The organism is Pseudoalteromonas sp. N1230-9, assembly GCF_032716425.1.
Taxonomy (GTDB): Bacteria; Pseudomonadota; Gammaproteobacteria; order Enterobacterales; family Alteromonadaceae; genus Pseudoalteromonas.
The window spans coordinates 1,148,931-1,169,393 of sequence record NZ_CP090419.1 but is presented as its reverse complement, the minus strand read 5'-3'; the positions used below and the strand labels follow the sequence as shown (position 1 = coordinate 1,169,393).

At 41.7% G+C, this 20,463-nt stretch carries 17 protein-coding genes; 10 read left to right on the top strand and 7 right to left on the bottom strand.

What is annotated here, in order from left to right; all coding sequences use genetic code 11:
* Positions 1-61: 61 nt before the first annotated feature.
* From LY624_RS05470 to LY624_RS05445, 6 genes are all read left to right on the top strand, one after another.
* The gene (locus LY624_RS05470; RefSeq protein WP_130151228.1) at positions 62-1,492 is read left to right on the top strand and encodes a peptide MFS transporter; all 1,431 of its coding nucleotides are present in this window, start codon (positions 62-64) and stop codon (positions 1,490-1,492) included.
* Positions 1,493-1,607: 115 nt separating this feature from the next.
* Positions 1,608-4,331, top strand: a complete 2,724-nt coding sequence (locus LY624_RS05465) for a metallophosphoesterase (protein ID WP_341804071.1) — start codon at positions 1,608-1,610, stop codon at positions 4,329-4,331.
* Positions 4,332-4,646: 315 nt separating this feature from the next.
* Entirely contained in the window at positions 4,647-5,693 is a 1,047-nt protein-coding gene (hppD, locus tag LY624_RS05460) for a 4-hydroxyphenylpyruvate dioxygenase (RefSeq protein ID WP_055021474.1), read from the top strand.
* A gap of 143 nt (positions 5,694-5,836) precedes the next feature.
* A complete protein-coding gene (gene fahA, locus LY624_RS05455) occupies positions 5,837-7,150 on the top strand; it encodes a fumarylacetoacetase (RefSeq protein WP_341804070.1) in 1,314 nt (437 codons plus the stop codon).
* A gap of 131 nt (positions 7,151-7,281) precedes the next feature.
* Positions 7,282-8,427: a M23 family metallopeptidase gene (locus LY624_RS05450; protein WP_341804069.1), complete on the top strand. Its 1,146-nt coding sequence runs from the start codon at positions 7,282-7,284 to the stop codon at positions 8,425-8,427.
* A complete protein-coding gene (locus LY624_RS05445) occupies positions 8,417-8,905 on the top strand; it encodes a bactofilin family protein (protein WP_130151224.1) in 489 nt (162 codons plus the stop codon). Before LY624_RS05450 ends, LY624_RS05445 begins: the two co-directional genes overlap by 11 nt.
* Here the strand turns inward: LY624_RS05445 and LY624_RS05440 are convergent.
* Positions 8,902-9,378, bottom strand: coding sequence for a hotdog fold domain-containing protein (locus tag LY624_RS05440; RefSeq protein WP_130151223.1), 477 nt, complete (start codon positions 9,376-9,378; stop codon positions 8,902-8,904). The two genes, LY624_RS05445 and LY624_RS05440, sit on opposite strands and share 4 nt — an antisense overlap.
* 187 nt (positions 9,379-9,565) lie before the next feature.
* On the opposite strand from LY624_RS05440, the gene LY624_RS05435 reads away from it, so the two are divergent.
* The 3 genes from LY624_RS05435 (at position 9,566) to LY624_RS05425 (ending at position 11,920) form a co-directional block, all read left to right on the top strand.
* Positions 9,566-10,735, top strand: coding sequence for a multidrug effflux MFS transporter (locus LY624_RS05435; protein ID WP_341804068.1), 1,170 nt, complete (start codon positions 9,566-9,568; stop codon positions 10,733-10,735).
* Between the two features lie 79 nt (positions 10,736-10,814).
* A complete protein-coding gene (locus tag LY624_RS05430; RefSeq protein WP_130151318.1) occupies positions 10,815-11,447 on the top strand; it encodes a LysE family translocator in 633 nt (210 codons plus the stop codon).
* 8 nt (positions 11,448-11,455) lie between these two features.
* Positions 11,456-11,920, top strand: coding sequence for a methylglyoxal synthase (locus LY624_RS05425; RefSeq protein WP_062570485.1), 465 nt, complete (start codon positions 11,456-11,458; stop codon positions 11,918-11,920).
* A 19-nt stretch (positions 11,921-11,939) separates the two neighbouring features.
* On the opposite strand, the gene yegD is transcribed toward LY624_RS05425, so the two are convergent.
* From yegD to LY624_RS05395, 6 genes are all read right to left on the bottom strand, one after another.
* Complete coding sequence (gene yegD, locus LY624_RS05420; protein ID WP_341804067.1) at positions 11,940-13,307, bottom strand: molecular chaperone; 1,368 nt, start codon at positions 13,305-13,307, stop codon at positions 11,940-11,942.
* Between the two features lie 72 nt (positions 13,308-13,379).
* Entirely contained in the window at positions 13,380-14,222 is an 843-nt protein-coding gene (locus tag LY624_RS05415) for a DNA ligase (protein WP_341804066.1), read from the bottom strand.
* A gap of 32 nt (positions 14,223-14,254) precedes the next feature.
* Positions 14,255-14,911 (bottom strand): HAD family hydrolase, encoded by a 657-nt coding sequence (locus LY624_RS05410; protein WP_130151218.1) that lies wholly within the window; start codon positions 14,909-14,911, stop codon positions 14,255-14,257.
* 62 nt (positions 14,912-14,973) lie between these two features.
* The gene (locus tag LY624_RS05405; RefSeq protein WP_062570481.1) at positions 14,974-15,273 is read right to left on the bottom strand and encodes a hypothetical protein; all 300 of its coding nucleotides are present in this window, start codon (positions 15,271-15,273) and stop codon (positions 14,974-14,976) included.
* Between the two features lie 110 nt (positions 15,274-15,383).
* Complete coding sequence (locus tag LY624_RS05400) at positions 15,384-17,678, bottom strand: TonB-dependent receptor (RefSeq protein ID WP_341804065.1); 2,295 nt, start codon at positions 17,676-17,678, stop codon at positions 15,384-15,386.
* A gap of 365 nt (positions 17,679-18,043) precedes the next feature.
* A complete protein-coding gene (locus tag LY624_RS05395; RefSeq protein ID WP_341804064.1) occupies positions 18,044-19,639 on the bottom strand; it encodes a mechanosensitive ion channel family protein in 1,596 nt (531 codons plus the stop codon).
* Positions 19,640-19,895: 256 nt separating this feature from the next.
* Here LY624_RS05395 and LY624_RS05390 point away from each other — a divergent pair, with 256 nt between their 5' ends.
* Entirely contained in the window at positions 19,896-20,444 is a 549-nt protein-coding gene (locus LY624_RS05390; protein ID WP_130151215.1) for an HdeD family acid-resistance protein, read from the top strand.
* Positions 20,445-20,463: the final 19 nt, after the last annotated feature.

Sequence of the window (20,463 nt, the reverse complement as noted above, 5' to 3'; positions counted from 1 at the left end):
CTAGAACGACCAAAGCAAAAATAATAAGGCCTCAATAAAAACTTAGAGTTAGGAAGTAAATATGAGTTCATTACCTAAAGCAGGTGACTTTTTAGGGCATCCTAAAGGGCTGTTCCTGTTGTTCGGCACAGAAATGTGGGAACGATTCGGTTATTATGGCATGCGCGCTATTCTAGTATTGTACTTAGTTGCACTTGTTCAAGAAGGTGGTTTCGGCTGGTCAAATGCCGATGCATTAAGCCTTTACGGTACTTTTACAATGGCTGTTTATATCACACCACTATTGGGTGGTTGGTTAGCAGATAACGTTTTAGGGCAACGTAAAGCTATTATCCTTGGTGGTTTACTAATGGCTGCTGGCCATTTCACAATGGGTATTCCGCACAGTTACCTTGCAGGTCAACAAGAGAATGTTTTCTATATTGGTTTAACCTTACTTTGTTTGGGTAATGGTCTGTTTAAGCCAAATATCTCTACTATGGTGGGTGACTTATATAAAGAAGGTGATCAACGTCGTGATGGCGCATTCACTATCTTCTATATGGGTATCAACCTAGGTGGTGCATTAGGTCCACTTGTTGCGGGCTATGCTGCCGCTGCAATGGGCTGGCAATGGGGCTTCATCGTAGCCGGTGTTGGTATGGTGATCTCTGTACTTATGCAACTTGCATTAAGTAACAAATACCTAGGTGATATTGGTGTCGTTCCATCAGCTAAGCTTTCACAAGCTCAGTCTGAATCAAACACTAAAGAGCCTCTTACTAAAGTTGAAACTGACCGCATTAAAGTTATTTTCACCATGAGTGTATTCAGTATCATTTTCTGGATGGGCTTTGAGCAAGCGGGTGGTTTAATGAACCTATTCGCTAACGATTACACTGACCGTATGCTATTAGGCTTTGAAGTCCCTGCTTCATGGTTCCAATCATTAAACTCAATTTTCATCATCGTTTTTGCACCATTAGTTGCTATCGTTTGGTTGAAGCTGGATAAGCGTGAGCCAAACTCACCTGTTAAGTTCGCTATTGCACTTATTTTCTTAGCACTTGGCTTCATCACAATGATTTTTGCTCTAATGACGCAAGGCCAAGGTGACAATCTGCAAATTAGCATGATGTGGCTGGTTCTTTTCTACCTTTTCCATACCTTAGGTGAGTTATGTTTATCACCGATTGGTTTATCAATGGTGAGTAAACTTGCGCCATTACGTTTAGCATCAATGCTTATGGGTATTTGGTTCTTATGTACAGCTGTTGCTAATAAGATTGCTGGTTTCGTAGGTTCATTCCTAGGTGAAGGCGAAGAAGCTGTTGATAATGCAATGGGTATTTTCATCGGCTTAGGTGCTACAGCAATCCTATCTGCTGTCATTATGTACTTACTGAGCGACAAGCTAGTTAAATGGATGCATGGTGCCGAAGGCCATCATGAGCCGCAAACAACTGAACACATTCTAGCTGAAGAGCTAGAAGTAACTGCCGAAAAGCAGTAAAAAATGTTCCCCCACAGCGCTCGCTGTGGGGTTTTTCTTTATTAATGCTATATCGCTGTCCGCAATACTGATACTATAATTTGATAATAGTTTGTATAGGTTTGGAAGTGATACATTGCGCTTTTTCAATCAACTCTTAATCATTTTTTTTACCACATTACTGCTTGTAGCCTGTGGCGGCGATAAAACAACGAAAGAGGTTGCCACCACCCCAAGTCAGTCTGGTTTAATTATTTCAGTCAGTTCAGGTTTTTCCGAACAATTTGCTAATGGTAGTGTACGCCTAAATGCAGATAGTAATACCGTTTCTACCGATACGACTTTTACCTATACTGAAACAACTGCAACTACAGCAGATATTGAACAAAACATTGTCTCTGCAAGACATACTTTTAGACCCAATAATTTAGTATTCTCTAAATCGTTAACCCTTTCTATAAAGCTCCCCCAGCAACAAACTAACCTCGCATTTAGTATTGTTATGCTACAAGATGAGCAGTGGCAACCTCTGACAACCAGTTTCAACGAAGAGGGCTTTGCGGTAAGTGAAATTACCACTTTTGGTACCTACGCGTTAATGTCGCGCAGCATTCCTGCAGTCAGTAAAACAATTGGCGAACAATGTGTTGATACAGCAAGTTCACAAACAGTGCGCTTTATTCATGTTGCTGATTTACACGCGCGCTTTGGTTTTAAAGAGCAATTATTCAGCCGTATTCGCAGTTACTACGATAATGCCAAACTGGAAAACCCAAATACTTTATTCACCAATGGTGGCGATGATTATGAAAAAGGCACCGTAGCTGAGCAAACTTCACAAGGCTTAGCCACGGTCGAGGCAATAAAAGCCATGGCCTTTGACGTACGCGTGATTGGTAACCACGACTATGCATGGGGACCAGAGCAATTACTTGATTTTGCTGATGACGATAATGCCATCGTGCTTGCAAGCAATACTGACTATGAGGGTAACAGTGATACGCCGTTTGCCGGTGTCGATTTTTCAGTTGTGCAAGTAGGTTGCCTTCGAATCGGCTTTTTTGGCATGACTTCCGTGCCTTGGAATGAACTCGACGAACCTATTGAAGACGAGCCAATTCCTGATTTTATTGCTAATTTCAAAATGAACTGGCAATGGCAAGAAGTGGCTGAGCAAATTGTTAATCAGTACCGCCAAGATGTTGATTACATGGTAATGGTGAGTCATTTAGGTGAAGGCACTGACACTCGTATTGCGCAAAATGTTACGGGGATTGATTTAGTACTGGGTGGCCACACCCATGGTGGTGAAAGCTATCAAACTTTAGATAATGGCAGCATTGTTATTCAGCCAAACTTTTTTGCACAAGGCCTAACTGATCTCACGTTAACCTTTAACCTTGAAGACAAAACACTCGCTGATGTTGATTACAATACCGTACCAACAACCAGCATTACCAGTTTAGATGAGCGCACAAAAGCCGCCATCGATGAAATCATGGGCCGCTACGCCCCTGATGCAAACACTGAAATTGCCGTTTCAGAAAATTACCCAAGTGCAAAAGAGCTCATTAGTATTACAGCCAAAGCCACTATGCAGCAATTCCCTGCTATTGATGCCGCACTGCTAGATGCAAGCCAAGTACAAGATCGCTGGCTTCCAGGCACCTTAACTCAAGAAGACTTTCATGCGGCGTATAAGGTTGAGCGCCAGCCATCGAATACCCCAGGCTTTAACTCTATTTATCAAGTCTCTGTTACTGGCAGCCAATTAAAAACCATGCTCGCAAGCCAGCCTGAATGGGTTGCTTTAGTGCCTGATAACATCAGTGATGCAACCACATACCAAGTTGCTCTATTTAAAGGCCCTGCACTTAATAGCGAGTTGTTCTTCCCTGCTCTGCCAAACTTAGACGCGCAATTAGTCGCTGAAAGTTGGTGGCTACTTGATAACTACGCACGAGCACGCACTAGCCAATGTTTATACATCGACACTAATAACACACTTAACGCCTGTAAAACTGACGATGCAGTCACGGTATGGAATTTTAATAATCCTGAGCAAGGTTTTAGCAGTGACTTTGGCCCTGCAACACTCAGCTTTTTCGACCCTGAAGAAGAAAACTGGGGACCAGAGAATAGCCAATTTGCGACCACAAGTGAGCTTGCAGTTGCTGATTTACCAAATGGTGCCTCAGGTGTATTGGCGTTTTCTCGCCACAGCCCAACACAAGGCTTAACCTTAACGGCCAATAGCCCTGCAAATGGTGACTACCAAACTGACGGATTTATTTCAGATCACACCCTGGTGATGGACGTGCTTTGGCCAGAGCAAAGCACCAATGAATGGCGTGCATTACTACAAACAGATCTCACTAATAGCAATGATGCAGACCTTTACGTCAGCCGAGATAATGCCATCGGTATCGCCACTCGTGACAGTGGTTACTTTGGCGAGCTTTTGGCAAACAGCTGGCACCGTATTGCTTTTGTGTTTTATGCTGCTCCAAACAATGGCGCACTAAAAATTTACCTTGATGGCGAGCTAATTGGTATTAAAGATGAAGGCGAAATCAATGAACGCTGGGCAATCAACAGTGCAGCGCTACTTTTAACCGATAATGATTACGAAACTAAACCTGGGTATTTAAATGCACTCCTCTTTGCAGGTCGCGCTATGACAGACGCAGAAATTGCAAACATGGGTAGTGCACAACAGCAACTCAACTTCACGCAGTCTACTCGCACCTTAAACCAAGTCATTGAGCGACATTACCAAGCTGCACCTCAAATTATGAATAACCCTTGGTTACAACAACGTAGCAAGTTTTTTAACAAAGCACGCCAAAGTGTAAACTAATCGATACATTAAACTTAATAAAAAAGGCCGTCTTAGGCCTTTTTTCACGCCTAGAAAACCTATTAATTTTCCTTTAAATACATATAGATAAATTAAAATCACGGTACCAAACACTTGCCTTAATGATGACCCATTCACCGCCTCAGATAGTGCAATTGCTGAAATTAAAATCATTGTCCCATTTAATTTACAAAGGAGGCGTTAGCTAAATAACACCGAGATCTTCCCCTTATCGGTTTTCTGGTTAATCATCCGCTCATTACAGAACAATAATTCTTTTTTAGCGCAGTGCTTATAATTGCGGGAGTAATGACAATGAGCGAAGTAAATAATCCGTTAGGCCTAATGGGCATTGAATTCACTGAATATGCAACACCGGATGCAGATTACATGGACAAAGTGTTTACTGATTTTGGCTTTTCTAAGCTAAAAAAATTCAAGGGTAAAGACATTGTTTACTACAACCAACATGACATTCATTTCTTACTAAATAATGAGCGTGAAGGTTTTTCTGCTGAATTTGCTAAAAGCCACGGCCCAGCAATCTGTTCTATGGGTTGGCGTGTAGAGAATGCACAAAAAGCATTCGAGGTTGCTGTTGAGCGCGGTGCAAAACCAGCAACAGACTCAACACATAAAAATTTACCATACCCGGCTATTTACGGTATCGGCGACAGCTTAATCTACTTCATCGAACAGTTTGGTGATAAAGGCTCTATCTATGAGTCAGATTTCGAAGACTTAAGCGAGCAAAATATTGTTGAAGACAAAGGCTTCATCCGTATCGACCATTTAACCAATAACGTATATAAAGGCACGATGGAAACATGGGCTAACTTCTATAAAGACGTATTTGGTTTTACAGAAGTTCGTTACTTCGACATTAAAGGTCAAAAAACAGCGCTATTATCTTACGCACTTAAATCTCCGTGCGGCACTTTCTCGATTCCAATCAATGAAGGTAAAGATAACAACAACAACCAAATCGATGAGTACTTAAATGAGTACAATGGTCCAGGTGTGCAGCATTTAGCATTCCTAACTAATGACCTAGTAAGCTCACTTGATAAGCTTGACCAATCAACGATTGCCACGCTTGATATCATTCCTGAGTACTACGACACCATCTTTGACCGTGTGCCTTGGGTAAAAGAAGACAAAGAGAAGATCCGTAAGCATCAAATCCTTGTAGATAGCCAAAGCGAAAACTGTTACTTACTGCAAATCTTCTCGAAGAACCTATTTGGTCCTATCTTTATCGAGATGATCCAACGTGTAGATGACGGCGGTTTCGGTGAAGGTAACTTCCAAGCGCTTTTCGAATCAATCGAACGTGATCAAGAGCGTCGTGGTGTAATCTAAATCATCATATTGTCTAAAAAGCAGCGTTATTCACACGCTGCTTTTTGTCGTTTTAAATTCTGTTTTAAACTAACTGTTTAAATTGCGTTGATTGCCTCCATATAGATAACTAATAAATCAGCGCGAACCAATAAGGAAAGAGTATGAGCCTAATTAACGAAACCCACGATATTAATCTAAAAAGCTGGGTTGCATCTGCTAACGAAGCGAACTGTGACTTCCCAATTCAAAACCTTCCTTTTGCAGAAGTACGTCGTAAAAATTCAGACGAAGCGTTCCGCGGTGCTGTAGCAATTGGTGACCAAGTTATCGATTTAGCAAAAGTAAACGAACTTGGTTTATTCTCTGGTGATGCACAGGTTGCCGTTAAAGCAGCAAGCCAAGCTACATTAAATGAATTCATGGGTCTTGGTCAGCAGTATTGGTCTGCACTTCGTCTTGCGCTATCAAAAGCACTCCGCGAAGGTGCCAGTGAGCAAGCACAATTAAGCGAAGCACTTATCGCTCAAGCAGACATCGAATTTGCGCTGCCGTGTCGCATTGGTGATTACACTGACTTTTATACTTCTATTTACCATGCAACAGCGGTAGGTAGTTTATTCCGTCCTGATAACCCACTTCTACCTAACTACAAATGGGTACCAATTGGTTATCACGGTCGTTCATCATCAATTGATGTATCTGGACAAACGTTCCACCGCCCTAATGGTCAAACTAAAGCGCCAGATGCAGAAGTACCATCATTCGGCCCTTGTAAACGCCTAGACTACGAACTTGAGTTAGGTATTTACCTTGGTAAAGGTAATAAATTAGGCGATGCAATTGCCATTGAAAATGCTGAAAACCACGTATTTGGTTTCTGTGTATTTAATGACTGGTCTGCACGTGATTTACAAGCGTGGGAATACCAACCGCTTGGCCCATTCCTTGCGAAAAACTTCGCATCGACTGTCTCACCTTGGATTGTTACGACAGAAGCACTTGCGCCATTTAGAACAAACTGGACACGTGACGAAAACGATCCACAACCAATGGACTACTTAGAGTCAGCTCATAACCGTGAGTTTGGTGCATTCGATATCAAAATGGATGTGCAACTAGAAACTGAAAAGATGCGTGCAGCTGGCGAAGCGCCAACACAGGTATCTAAATCTAGCTTTAAACATTCATACTGGACAGTGGCGCAAATGGTCACTCACCACACAGTAAATGGCTGTAACTTCCAACCAGGTGACATGTTAGGTTCGGGTACACAATCGGGCCCTGAACATGAAGAAGCTGGTTCATTACTAGAGCTATCGCGCGGCGGCAAAGAAAAAATCACTCTTGCTAATGGCGAGCAACGTGCTTTCTTAGAAGACGGCGACAACGTAATTATGCGTGGCTGGTGCGAGAAAGAAGGCTTTGCACGCATCGGTTTCGGTTCTGTTGAAGGAACGGTACTTCCTGCAAAATAACGATATAGCAGCATACTTGAGGGCCATTTGTGCCCTTTTTTGCTGCTTTTTTTCTTGAGTTACAATTTTTTTCTGGCTTTTTTAGTTCAGATTGTTATCTTAGCTCGGTATTTATCCAATTTTTGCACGCCATGTTTGTTAATATTAAGTCCTTTTATCGTACGTTTTTTCCAGCTAGACAGCTGCTGATCCGTCAAAATGGCGAAGTAAAACACCTAGTATTAGCGCCTTGGGTTCAACTAACTGCATTACTTGCTTTATTAACAGCTGTGACGTGGTTAAGTGTTTCTACTCTGCAAATTATCTCCCAAGCCGATAAAATTACAGATATAAAGCAAAGCCAGCTTAGCGAACAACAAGCATGGCAAAAACAGCATCAACAACAACAAAACGAATACACTAAGCAGCTTGAGCAGCTAGCGGTACTTGAGCAAAAACAAGCTTTACTGCAAAGTATGCTTGAATCTTTGCCTGAATCGATGAGCACAGATACGACAACTGATGACTCAGCATCTCCTATATTGCCAACCGAGCAGCATACTGAAGAATTTCATGCACCATTGGAAGATGAGCCAAATCAGGCCAATAGCTTTAACGCTGTTACAGAGCGCTTTGCACGTCTTGATGCTAACTACAACCGCAGCTTTACCTTACTCGATGCACAGATAACACAACGCCATGCGGCGATTATTGCCATGTTAGAAGGAGCTGGTTTAAACGAAACGTTTGCCTCAGAAGCGCTACATGAGCAAGCAGATACAGCACAAGGTGGACCACTTGATTTATTTGATGAATCAAAAATTCCCGCTGAATTTTTAGCCGTTGCAGATAAACTCCTCACTCTAAATAACTTAGAGAACCTGTTAAGTGAGTTACCACAAACGCTTCCAGCAGCTGATTACTATATTTCAAGTAGTTTCGGGCTTCGTAAAGATCCGATGAACGGTCGTCGTGCATTCCATAAAGGTGTCGACTTAGCAGGCTGGCATAAAACAGAGATTTTCGCCCCTGCAGATGGTACTGTACTTCGTGCGGGCCGCAATGGTGGTTACGGTAACTTTATTGAATTACAACATAAAAATGGTTTCGTAACCCGCTTTGGCCATTTAAATAAAATTAAAGTAAAAAAGGGCCAAGCCGTTACTAAAGATGATGTGATTGGTTTGATGGGAAGTACTGGTCGTAGCACAAGTACGCATCTACATTACGAAGTTCTAGTTAATGGCAAACATGTCAACCCTGTAAAAATAACAAAGGCGCTTACTCGTGTTCGGTAAAAAAAAACAAACAACAACTAGCTCAACAAACTCATCGTTAAAAAGAACAAACCTTACCCCTTCCATTATCGCAGAAGACATGCGTCTAACTGGCTCTATCACCAGCCAAGGTGAAGTACAACTTGATGGTCGCATTGATGGTGATCTGCGTGTTAAGCATCTTGTAATAGGCAGCTCAGGTATGGTTGAAGGTGTTGTTGAAGCTGATAGTGTCGTTGTTAAAGGCAAAATTATCGGCTCATTAATCGCAAATAAGGTCGTTATAGAAAGTACTGCTGAGGTTCATGGTGATGTGTTTCACGATACATTGAGCATCGAAGCAGGTGCAATTATTGAAGGTAGCCTTAAGCACCGTCACGAAGAAGATAACATTGCGCCTATCAAGCCAGAAAGCGAAGAGGACTCTCCCTCTTCAATCCTTGCTGATGATGACAATGATCTCTCATTTGTAAATAAACAAGCCGCCGATAAATCCTAACTCTTCTTAGCTGTTACATACATAGTGATATCCGCGGTGAATACTAATTCATCGTGGTTATTGTAGACCTTCACCGGTACAATCAAATCTTGCTTTTCTAGCCATTCTCGTGGCACTTCTATCTTTGCGACAGCACGCATATCGGTGTCAATTTTTGCTAAATAGTTAACCGTCATCCCTTTTGGTATCCAGCGATGCGTTTTTGCAGGCACGGTTGCATCAACCATCAAGCCAGCGCATAGCTCTGCCACATTACACTGTGCGATTGCATGGATAGTTCCTATGTGATTATGGATTGCTCGGCGATTTTTGACGGTTGCGCCGCAATACCCTGCTGTTAAATCTGTAATTAATGGCTTTATTGAGCCAAAATAAGGAGCTTTAAAACACACAGCCTTACTAAACAGCCAGTTACCTTTTGGCAATGACTGACATCTAGACCAAATTTTTAATAATGATGATTGTGAACTCAAGACGTTTATCCATTATTTTTATGATGTAAGTGAAAAAATTAACACATCAGACCAGATAGCGAAATGGAAATTTTATGTTAGCAAATCTCCTTTTCCTTAATGACTACGTATGTACCTCAGATAAATAGATATCAACGCTTTTCTTTTCTTTAACGGGCACATAAAATATTGCTTTAAAGGAGAGCTAATGCAGTCACAGCACAGAAATCTGAGTTTATTATTCATCCTTGGCCTATTGGTCGTTTTTTGCCCTCTAGGTATTGATATTTATCTTCCAGCATTCCCTACCATTGCTGAACAACTCAATGCATCAGAAAAGCAGCTTCAGCAAACAGTGGCTATTTTTATGCTAACTGTGGGTCTTGGTCAGCTAATTGCGGGGCCACTTGCCGATAAGTTTGGCCGTAAACCTGTGGCCATTACCGGTGTTATGATTTATGGTCTAGCTGCATTCGGGGCCTATTTGGCTCCAGACTTTACCACATTAATGATCGCAAGAGCATTACAAGGCTTAGGAGCATGCGCAACTTTTGTCGTCGCTTTTGCAATAGTCAGAGATAAATTTGGTAGCGAACGTAGCGGTCAGATCATTACTTACTTAAATGGTATAGTGTGCTTTATTCCTGCCCTCGCCCCTATTCTAGGCGCATGGTTAACCGTGCAATTTGGTTGGCGAATGAACTTTTTATTTATGGCTGGATTTGCGCTTGTCAGCTTGTGTATCGTTTTATTACTCTTCAAAGAAACACGCCCATCAGATAGTGTTTACAGTGGCCATATTCTCGACCTAAGACGCTTTGTACCAATTATTTCTACACCGCTATTTTTATTTCATAGCTTAATTTGTTTAGTCACTATGTCGGCTATTTTAGTTTTTGTGACCCTCGCACCAGGTTGGCTAATCACTGAACTTGATGGCAGTGTAGCTGACTTCACATTTTGGTTTACCTGTAATGCCGCTCTGAGCATTCTTGCCAGCTTTATTATGCCCATCTATATAAAAAGACAGCCCAAACGTGCTTTAAAAGCTGGACTTATTTTATTAGTGTTATCTGGGTGTATTATGCTTGCTCTTAGCCAACAACGCTCAGCCTTAGCTTTAATGTTTCCTATGTTCATTGCCGCCTTTGGCTATGCGCTAACACTCGGCTCATCTGCTGGGCGAGCGCTAAGTTTATTCCCAAAACAAGCTGGAACAGCGTCGGCATTAGTGGGACTTATGCAAATGAGTGGCGCAAGCTTTTTGGTATTTTTAACCCAATTACTGGATCTAGCAACGCCAGTATTGATTGGCGTGCACTTTTTAATGCTCATCCCATTTGCCTACTTACTATTTAAATATAAGCGCTTATCATGACAAGCGGGCCATGATGCCCGCTTTTTCTTTTTCTGTAAGCTTGTTAGAATCAGCTATCCATCTTTTTTATCTTATGCCAATGATTAATCCCGAATTTTTGCTCTCGTTTCTCGGCGCCAGTTTTTTGATTGCCGTAGCTCCTGGGCCTTCTAACGCATTTTTAATGGCACAAACCTTTGCCAATGGCAGAGCTGCGGGCCTGCAAAGCGCATTCGGATTTGCACTCGGCGGCGTTGTGCACACCTTTTTTGCCGTCATTGGGTTAACAGCCATATTAAAGGCATCTGCAGTCGCTTATACCACGGTACAATACTTAGGTGCTGCATACCTTTGCTATTTAGGGTTAATGACCTTAAAAAGTACTTTTAACCAGCCAGAACCACATTGCGACGAAAAACCTCATGTCAGCACCAGTAAAAAGCAAAATGTGATGTTTCAAGCCATGATGACCGAAGTACTCAACCCTAAAGTGGCTTTGTTTTTCATTGCCTTTATTCCACAGTTCGTCGATCCGAGCTTATCATCAACGACATTTCAACTCGCATTTTTTGGCCTACTCTACCCACTTTTTGCTTTTCCAATCGACTGCACGTATATTTATTTCGGCGATAAAATTGCCAGTCACTTTCGTGAGCACCCACAAACCCAAATTTGGATTGATAGAATCACGGGGCTGGTCTTTATAGCCTTAGCAATTAACCTACTAATTTAAGAGCACTTATGGAACAAAAACAACAAGCCTTACCTGCCAAGAAAAATATCGCCCTTGTTGCTCACGATGGCAAAAAAGCGGCACTGCAAGCGTGGTGTGAAAAGCATCAAGGTATTTTAAGCAAGCACACACTTTATGGTACAGGTACAACAGGCCATTTAATCGAGCGCACAACAGGGCTTGAAGTCATTAAATTATTAAGTGGTCCAATGGGTGGCGATCAGCAGTTAGGTGCTAAAATTGCTGAACATGAAGTACATATGTTGGTCTTTTTCTGGGATCCACTCGCATCCCAGCCGCATGATCCAGATGTAAAAGCACTCCTACGTTTAGCCGCCGTGTGGAATATTCCTGTAGCCTGTAATGAGGTCAGTGCCGATATGCTTTTAAGCTCACCCATGATGGAGAGCGAGCTTAATCGGACGCTACCTGATTACGAGAAATACTTAGCAACACGTCAAGTTACGTTGTAGTCTTTATAAATGAGCACATTTAGCGATAAAGCTTATGTGCCCATTTAGTTAAGCCAGCAGTTACACTGCCAAAGTGATCCCCATTGAGCATCTCAATTCCACCTAAATGAGCTTTTAACGCCGCTTTAATTAATGGCGACTGAGCACTGCCTCCTGTTAAATAAATAACGTCAGGTGTTGTACCGGCATCCGCTATAGCTTGTTTAGCTAACCTTACTATCTGGCTTATAGAGTCATCTACCGCTAAAGATAGATCATTTAACGTCAAGCACTGACTTAACTCTGGGTCTAAAAACCCTAAATCAGCGGTAAATTCGTTACTTGACGATAGTGCAATTTTTGCCGCTTCCCCCTGCTGTACTAATTGGTGACCTTGCTTATTTTGTTGTAAATGAATTAAGCGCTTAAATAACTCAGGCTGTTGCACTTCACGTAGTTGTGTAACAAGCTCTCGATGGTGTGCATCACTGTAAAACAAGCTCTGTAGATTAACGTCATTGATTTTACAGGCTTGCCAAAACGGTTGATTAGGCAACACAAGACCCGATTTAAACTCAGTGCCTAAACCAAGCAACGGCATTAAACCATGAAAGCTCAGCGCGATATCTAAGTCATTACCGCCAACACGCTTTCCGCTGTGAGCTAAAAAATCGTTATCACGACACTCACTTTGTCGAAAGCTCGGCCCCATTTGTACAAATGAACAATCGCTAGTGCCTCCGCCAATATCTACAACCAATACTTTTTGGTCTTCCTGCAATGAAGTTTCATAATCAATCCCTGCCGCTAGCGGCTCATATAAAAACGACACCTCTTTGAATCCAGCACGCTTTGCTGCTCCCTCCAAAATGCCTAGTGCTTGTTGATTAGATTCTTCACCACCGACTGATTGAAAGTTTACTGGTCGTCCAATAACCGTTTCTGTTAATGACTCTTGCAGTGATTGCTCGGCGCGCTGTTTAATTTTTAAAATCATCGCCGTTGCAATGTCTTCAAAAAAGTTAATTTGTCCTTGTTTCAAGCCAACCGCGCCAAAAAATGACTTAGGTGACTTTACAAAGTAACCTTCTTCAGGAAATTGCACATATTCACTAATGGCTTCACGACCTATAAATAAGGTCTCATCGCCTGCTTGAATATCTAAGTCGGATTTAACGCGAGCTAAAGTATTAAGGAGCGCTTGACGCTGAGTTTTAAAGTCGTGCTCAAATTGGCTACCAGCTAAATGCTTTGCTACAAAATCAACAACCAACGCGCTGTGATGAGTATAAAGTGTTGAAGGTAAATAGTGTTTGCCTTGCTCAAGTGGCACTAAAGAGACTTGTTGCTCATTATTCATTACACCGATTGCGCAATTAGAGCTACCATAATCAAAGCCTGCAAACATCGTCTTACCTATACATCAATAAAAAGGCCGCGAAATTTACCATAATTACAGCTGTTTTTGAATGTCTAAAGTTTATAAGGCATTTCGCTCACGTAAAAAGCTGGCGAAACGTGGTAGCCCATGTTTGGTAAAACCATGGTATTTGTAGGTAACGGTACTGCCTATTGCCGGAGGAAATTGCCGCTGATGGTCTGAAAACCCCGAGCCGATTTTAAACTCTACGCCTTCAGCGCTGCGCACCTTAAGTGCACCTAACATATTCTTATACTTACCTTTTCCCGGCAAATGCGCAATAACAATCGCCTCGGCATCAAGATAGGGTTTAAGCTTTAATAAAGCGTCACTGCGCCCAGAGCGATGCACCGCAGACGCTAAATGTAGCATCACTCCTTCAGCACCATTTGCTATTAAATCATCCATGTACAAGCTAAGTTGATGATTACTTTCGAAGCGTTTTTGTTCTACTGCTACTATGTGTTTAGCGTTTAACTGCGCTACCAATCCTAGATAATTTTTATAACGCTCGCTAAAAGGGATGCTAGAGTCTGGCATATCAAAGACCATATAACTTACATTCTGCCAGTCGTTATCAACGGGAAGCTGTGTTCGAATAATGCCACTCAGGTTAGCGAAGTCTTGGCGTTTGCTCCAAAGTTCGCCGTCTAGCCAAGCCTTAGGTAAAGGAGCAGTAAACCAAGCAGGCGCATTAATCGTATTTCCTGCTCGGGTTAGAAACTGAGTGCCAGTCCAGATTGCACGTACGCCATCGTACTTTTCACTCACGAGGTAATCACTGACAACAACACTATCAGCGTCATATACTTTAGCGAGTTGAACTTTTGGTGTTGCCACAGCGATTGCTGTAAACAGGCTAAAGCACAATAAAGTAACGAGTCTGCGAAATAGAAAGGTCATAAATGCATCCCTGCGATGAATCATTTTCTAAACTATAGCTTACTTTGTACCCATTTTAGAAGTTCTTTTAGATTCTCGAACTTTCCTGCCGCTTTACTAAAGTCATGCTCTAATGTGAAGTGATTTGGTACAGCAAACACAGGCACGTTTGCGCTACTTGCAGCGCTTACACCAGTGAATGTATCTTCAACTGCAATTGCTTCATCTGCCTTAATCTGTAAGGTATCAAGAGCGAGTTGATATGGATCGCCTGCAGGCTTGGGGTTTATCACATCATCTTTCGTGACCACACAATCAAACCAATCAAAAATGCCATAGCCTTTTAAAATAGGATACGCTTCATCTTTAGCACTGCCCGTTACTAACGCCATTTTTAAACCGCTCGCTTTAATTTCTTCTAAGACTTCTTTTGCGTAAGGCATAAACGCTGGCAAATTCGAGCTCACGAAGCGACCAAATGCAGCATACTTATCATTTGTTAATTGTTCAGGGCTAATCGTAAGCTGATATTTTTCAACCACTTCTTTTGCGGCTTCAAGAGTCGGTCTGCCTGAAAAGCGTTGGCAAAATGTAGCCTCATCATATTGCACGCCAAAAGGCGCGAGTAAATCATTCCAAATATTAAAATGCACACTTTCAGAATCAACCAGCGTGCCATCCATATCAAATAATACTGCTTTTAAAGTCATCCTCATTCCTTCAAAGTTAAAGTAAAAAGGTGCCATTGGCACCTTTAATTAATTCAGCGTGATTATTCAGTTAAGCCCGCAGGTGGCTCAGCAAAGGCGTCTTCGCCTGTTTCTACGTCGACTAACTCGTAGCCACGTTGCTTTCTAACCACTTTTAAAACTGGCTTAGAAAACGCCGTTTTTAAACGATCAGCGTCAGCTTCTAGCTCTTCAACTGTATTACCAAAAGGCGCAGCTCCAGTTTCTGACCAGTTAGTCACTTTACCATTTAAGTTATATTCAACTTCATGAATTTGATATTGTGCCGCTTCATCTTTTGTTGCTTCACAAAAAATCACACGGTAGTTCCAAAATCCAGCCATAGGTATTCTCTTTCTCTTAAATTAATCCTGCCACTTTAGCAGTTACCAACGCGATTATAAACGAAAAAACCCGCTATACAGCGGGTTTTAATAGGACTTATTATTTCAGCTTAGAAGAAGCTTACTTTGAACTCAGCACCGATGTAACGCTCTTCGTTCACCATTGCTGTGTTGTTATTGAAGTCGATAGCACCGATTGATTGTTGTTCGTCAAACATGTTACGAACGAATGCTGATACTTCATATTCGTTGTCGCCTTCAGCCCAAGCATAACCTGCACGTAAACCAACTTCTGTTAATGGCTTGCCTTCAAACTCAACTGACTCGTATAAGAAGTAGTTGATTTCGCTACGGTAAGACACGTCAGCGTAAGTGAAGAATTCACCGTCAGCAACTTCACGGCTATAACGTAATGTGACGTTAGAGATCCACTCAGGTGCGTGTGGTAGGCTGTTACCATCTAAGATAGCACGGTCTTCAGGACCAAATGCACCAGGTACTTGGAATGTTGGATCTGTGACAGTACATTGTGCACAAACAGCAACGGCTAAATCTTTATCTTTAAGCTCAGTGTTGTTGTAGCTTAAGTTAAACGTCGCATTTAGGTTATCAGTTAATACCCACTCAGTGTCTAACTCAAAACCATAACCAGTTGTCTTATCAGCATTAACTAGACGGTTGAAGTTTGCACCACCACCCACTGCTGTTAATTGTTGGTCATCCATTGTGTAGTAGAACACAGTCGCATTTACACGACCACGGCCGTCAAGTACGTCTGATTTAATACCTGTTTCGAAAGATGTTACAGTTTCAGACTCAGCAACAGTTACTTCATCACCGAATAAGATACGACCTTGAATACTTGGGGCACGGAAGCTATTAGCGACACGCGCGTACCAGTTTACGTTGTCGTTGATCTTGTAGTTAGCAGATAAATCCCAGCTAATGTGATCGTCACTTGGGTTTTCTGTTAAGAATAACGCACCACCACCAACAGGGCTTAAAGTACGGTTCGCTGAGAATTCTTTTTCGTCATCAGAGTAACGAAGACCCGCTGTTACTTTTAAGTCATCAGTGATTGTGTAATCTAATGAACCGAATACCGCCCATGCTTTGGTATCTTGCTGCTGGATAACATAACCGTTTAACTCACCCGGTGTTGCACCATATGTGTCGTAGCTGAAGTTTTCGATTGTTAGCGCTTCGTCAAAGTAGAACACACCTACTTGGAAGTTTACGTCGCCAGCATAGTTGCTTGATAAACGAAGTTCTTGCGTGTATTGGTCTTGATCTGGAATACCGTCAGCACTTTCAGAAGTGAACGGAATAAAACCTGGGCCCATAGGTGCTGTTGGGTCGTCTGCATTAAAGAAACCGTAACCACCGTCGATGTCAGCGCGTGAATAGATTTCAGCACTTTCCCATGCAGAGATTGACGTAAGTGTTAAATCGTTGATGTCCCACTCAAGCTTTAAGCTTGCGCCTTGTGATTCAACTTGCTGTGTAGCACGTGAAGCAGCATCGTGGTAAACCACATCGTGTTCAAAGCCATCTACTAAATCGTTTGTACCTGCTTTGATTGCGTTACCACGGAATGCAATTGGCTTACCGTCCATATCACGCGTGTGGTAGTTGAATAAACCTGTGAAATCATCACCTTCATATAAGAATTGAACACGAGCCGCTTTCTCAGTGTAACCACCTAATACGTCGTCTTGCTCAAACCCTGGTGCGCGATTATCAATATAATCGTCTTTTTCTTGCCAAAGTACAGAAACACGTGTTGATAAACGGTCTGTTAGGCCACCGCCAACAGCACCTTCGAAATCAACTGCGCCACGGCTACCGTAAGATACTGAACCATAGCCTTCAAATTCTTGTGATGGTTTAACTGTATCAAATTTAACAAGGCCAGCCGGCGTGTTACGACCGAATAATGTACCTTGTGGGCCACGTAGAACTTCTACACGTGCTACGTCAAATACAGGGAAACCTTTTAAGATTGCGTTTTCTTGAACGACTTCATCAACCACTAAAGAAACAGGTTGAGAAGCATTCAAATCAAAGTCTGTGTTACCTAGACCACGAACATAAAAGCGTGGGAATGAACGACCAAACGAAGATTCGATTGATAAACTTGGGATTTTCGCATTCATAAAGCGAATATCCATACCAGCTGAGCTGTAAGCATCTAAGTTATCACCTTGCAGCGCAGATACTGCAACAGGTACTTCCTGAGCATTTTCTACACGCTTACGAGCAGTGATTTGGATAACTTCTAGTTGGTTGTTTTTTGCTGCTGGAGCTTCGTCTGCAGCAAGAGTTGAAAATGAAGTACCTGCTACGGCAGAGAACAACGTTGCATTGATTAGGGTTGCTAACGTAGATCTTTTCATTGCTTTCATGTCGGGTTTTAACCTTTTTTATGCACTCTTATTCAACGGTGATGATGTTGCGTCAAATCATTTGACGGGCTCGGCCAATTTTTCGCGCCTTATAATAAGCTGCGCGGACCTCTAAATCGAGAGTGCAAAACGAGGTAAAGAGGCTGAACGAACGCTGACGATTATAACACTTTATGACACTTTTACTGCATTAAAAATTATAAATATACAATTTTTTTACAACAATTAGCGGCAACATCAAAGCATTTAGAAGAAATTATGCAACTATTTTACACTTTAGCGGACATATGTCCTGTCCAATATGCAACAACAATGTGTAGAGAATATGTACAACTGAGAACTACTTTCATTTGCGACAGTTTTCATTACGACCCCACTACACGAGCAAATTCTGGCTTGGCTAATTCACAATTATGTTCGTTCAGCAAGCCTAAAATCGCCATATTTAACTCTTCAATTATTTCCATATAAAACGCAAAATCGACTGTCTCTACATAGCTTAGTACATCGATTTGTAAAGCCCAAGGCGTAAAACCTTTAAATCGCACTCGACAAGGCTCATCGGCAATATGTTCATGCTCTTTCAGTAGTACACGAACAGACGCCATAAAAGCATGTAAGTTTTGCTGCTCTGTTTTCGCGCTGAGCATTAACTTAGGTCGATATGAAATGCGTTCTCGCTCAGAAATATTTTCAAGCTGCATATCCACAAACTTAGCATTCGCTACATAAATTACCGAGCGGTCAAGTGTGCGTATACGTGTTGCCCTTAAACCTATCTCTTCAATTGTTCCTAGGTGATTGTCAAACTTACACAAATTACCAATTCGTACAGGTGCTGATGTATAAAGCGTGATTGCTGCAATGATATTTTCAACCGTTTTTTGTGCAGCAAGTGCGATTGCAAGCCCACCGATACCCAGACCAGCAAGTAAAGTCGTCGCGTTAAAGCCCAAATTCTCAAACCAGACAAATAACATAATAATCACGATACTGGTTTTTATGACGTTACTCACAGGTCTTAGCAAGAAAACAGCATGAGGTTTATCTTGGCGGATAAAGCGCTGGCTCAAGCGATGTTTCGCAATATCAACAATACGTATAAACACCCAAGTCCATGCTAAAAGCAACACCGTGGCGCCATGAATTACGGCCAAAAAAGCAATGGTTACATTAGACTCATCACTTAAAGAACGCGACATTATTACTGCTATTAATAAACAGATTGGTCCATTGATAAAACCAACAATGTCTTGCTGTATGGGAAACTTTAAATGTACTAAAACAAAAGAAAGAAGCCGTGTTAACACAATTGCGACAAGTACAAAGAAAACAAAAGAACATGCAAAGTAGACCCATTGCCACAGCATTACACCTAAAAACTCAAAACTTGGTAAAGACTGATATAGCCACTCTCCTATGCGGTTATACCCATACTCTTCAATTAATAAGGGTATTTTGCTCACTGTCGCATTGGAAATTTTCCAAATCGTTTGCGTTCCTTCTTTATTAGGAACACGCTGTAATAAGATTTGCACTTTTCCTTGAGAAGTGGAAATTTCACCGACAAGATCGCGATAACTTGGTACCGCCTCATTTTTTTTGCCGTCAGGATTATTACTCAGGTTATCAATATCAACCCATAAAGTTCTATCTAAAATTAAAGATAGATTTTCAGCCAGTTTCATCTGACCAATGGCAGCAACATCTTGCGGTAAGTTACGATAATCGAGGTAGTGACTAGCTAATTCAAAGTCGCGTGCCCGTGCAGCTGTTAAAAAGCCATACATTGTATTTCGCGGAGTAATTCGATTAAATTCATCGAAAAATGAAGTCTCATCAATTTGCAGACTAGTAAGTGAGCTCCCTACCTCTGCACTGGCCACTTCTTTTTTTTCATCAGCCTTTTCTTTATCATCTTTATCAATAAGTGACTTTACAGTGACCTCTGGCGAACTCATAGCGTATGCCTTACCCCCTACTCCAGCCAAACAGATAACCAATAGGTAACACGTGACGCACAAAAAAGTAGTGGCTAAATTTTTCACTCTCTCATCCTTGTAGCAAGATAATAAATGGACTCAAATTCATAATATTAGATTAGAGCATGCTTTTTTAACTGTACAAATATTAATTAAATTCCTTTGCTTTAAGTAGCTTAAATGTTAGATCTATTAAAACGTGTTAGCCCCTCTAACCTAGGCAAAGGAACTTTTTATGCATATTTCAAATTCGTTGATTCCACATTGGTCATCACTATTTATTCATGGCGTGATTGCGATAATCTTCGGGCTTTGTGGCTGGCTTGCACCCGAGGCATCACTTGCTGTGTTGATGTTTATTTTTGCTGCTTATTTCTTTGTAGATGGCGCAATTCGCGCATGGCTAGCTTTTGCTTCTAAAAAAGACAATCCATTATGGTGGATGCTACTTATTGGCGGCCTTATCTCGATTGCTGCGGCATTAGTCACTTTGTTTGCGCCCAATGTCACCGCTATTTTAATGTTATATTTTATTGCTGCATGGGCTATCGCAATGGGGGTAATTGAAATCATTATCGCCAGTAAGCTTCGCAAAGAAATCAGTAATGAGTGGATTTTAATTGCCAGTGGTGTCATATCCATCATTTTTGGTGCTTACTTAATGTTTAACCCTGGAGCAGGTATCCTAACCTTACTTTGGTTAGTAGCAACTTACGCCATTGTGTTTGGCACTATGATGGTACTGCTCGCATTTAAGCTTAAAAAACTAAATGAACAAGCGTAAAAAAAGCGGCTTAGCCGCT